General features: G+C 35.7%; 3 protein-coding genes. 1 reads left to right on the forward strand and 2 read right to left on the reverse strand.

Features of this window, described 5'->3' with window-relative positions:
* Positions 1-53: 53 nt before the first annotated feature.
* Positions 54-233 (reverse strand): type II toxin-antitoxin system prevent-host-death family antitoxin, encoded by a 180-nt coding sequence (locus tag HHA42_RS13290; RefSeq protein ID WP_168526856.1) that lies wholly within the window; start codon positions 231-233, stop codon positions 54-56.
* The gene (locus HHA42_RS13640; protein WP_354667091.1) at positions 230-457 is read right to left on the reverse strand and encodes a DUF1778 domain-containing protein; all 228 of its coding nucleotides are present in this window, start codon (positions 455-457) and stop codon (positions 230-232) included. Before HHA42_RS13640 ends, HHA42_RS13290 begins: the two co-directional genes overlap by 4 nt.
* A 348-nt stretch (positions 458-805) precedes the next feature.
* Between HHA42_RS13640 and HHA42_RS13300 the strand changes: the two genes are divergently transcribed.
* Positions 806-1,198 (forward strand): pilin, encoded by a 393-nt coding sequence (locus HHA42_RS13300; RefSeq protein WP_168526858.1) that lies wholly within the window; start codon positions 806-808, stop codon positions 1,196-1,198.
* The last annotated feature ends 165 nt before the right edge of the window (positions 1,199-1,363 follow it).

Here is a 1,363-nt window from a genome sequence, read left to right on the forward strand (position 1 = left end):
ACAAGGTGGCTTAACTAGAGCGGAATATCACTTATAAATACGCTTTTAGTTGTTCAAACAAGTGGGACCACCTCTGTAGCTGTTTCTTTAAAGGTATTACAATCATCTAGACTTATTATCACCATGGCTTGTTTATCTTCTCTATTAATAAGTATAGGTGCATGATCGTCTATAACGTAATCGAGTATATCCGCTAAATTGTCTTGCAGCTCAGCACATGTAATGACTTTCATTTCTGCTCCTTAAAAATTTCTTTATCTAAAAGCTGGGCAGCCTGTTTTAATCGGGTAGGAACTGTATTTTGAGTGCGACATGCTTCGATAAATTGCTCGAACTGAGCATGACTTAACTGAATATGAACGTGTTCTTGTAAAACTTGCGGTGCGTGATTTTGAATTAAATAAAAAAATCGGTGAGTGTAGCGTAACCCAGAGTAGCGGCAGTTCGTTCTGCCAATTGCTTTGTTTCAGCATCTAGATGTATTTATATAAACTCGTGGTTGGTCATCATTCATCTCCTTTTGAGCATAAAATTTTTTATATTTTGTATGACGCATAACAAACATAAAATTTTAAGGTCGGTATGAATACAAAAAGTTTCTTTTGGAGATTGCTCATTTTTAATTAGGAGGACTAAAACTCGTTTTAAACACTTTACGCATTTTTTTGAGTATATGGACAAACTTGAAAAATTTGTCGTTATAAAAGTATGTCCATATGGACAAAATATAAAATGGACTAAATGAATAGAATTCAACAGTTTGGAGCGTGTCCATATAAAGTGACTTATGGAATGAATTGAACTCATGATCGTTGTAGCGATCATTGGTATTTTAGCTGCAATTGCGATTCCTGCTTATACAGACTATACAGTACGTGCAAAAGTCACTGAAGCAGTAACTACTGCGTCGGCGATGAAAGCGACTGTTGCGGAAAATATCATGAACGCTGGTGGTGCAGCTATTCCAGCTAGTGGTAACTGTGCTGGAGTGATTACATTTGCTTCAGGTTCTGCCTCTTCAACTCCAAATGTTGATAGTGCTGCTTGTGCTGATGCTACAGGTATTATTACTGTGACTACAACTGCAGCAGCGAAGTCAGTACCCGTCGTTTTAGAACCTACTTACACTGGTGATAATGTAACATGGACATGTTCTGCAACGGGTTTCGAAAAGTATGTCCCATCTGAATGCCGTTAATATATAGTTTATAAATATAAAATAAAGAGCTACTAGTTAGCTCTTTATTTTTTTAAATACTCGATAATACAGCTAAGATGAATATATTAAATAACCTGAGTTCGATATAAAAAAAGAGTAGAAAAAAAGCCCTGTTTTTGTAACATATTGGTTCTCAAGACAAAA

It is taken from the genome of Acinetobacter sp. A3 (assembly GCF_012371415.1).
Lineage (GTDB): Bacteria > Pseudomonadota > Gammaproteobacteria > Pseudomonadales > Moraxellaceae > Acinetobacter.

Coding starts and splice junctions, on each gene's coding strand:
- HHA42_RS13290 (WP_168526856.1), bottom strand. CDS start 233: ATGAAAGTCATTACATGTGCTGAGCTGCAAGACAATTTAGCGGATATA.
- HHA42_RS13300 (WP_168526858.1), top strand. CDS start 806: ATGATCGTTGTAGCGATCATTGGTATTTTAGCTGCAATTGCGATTCCT.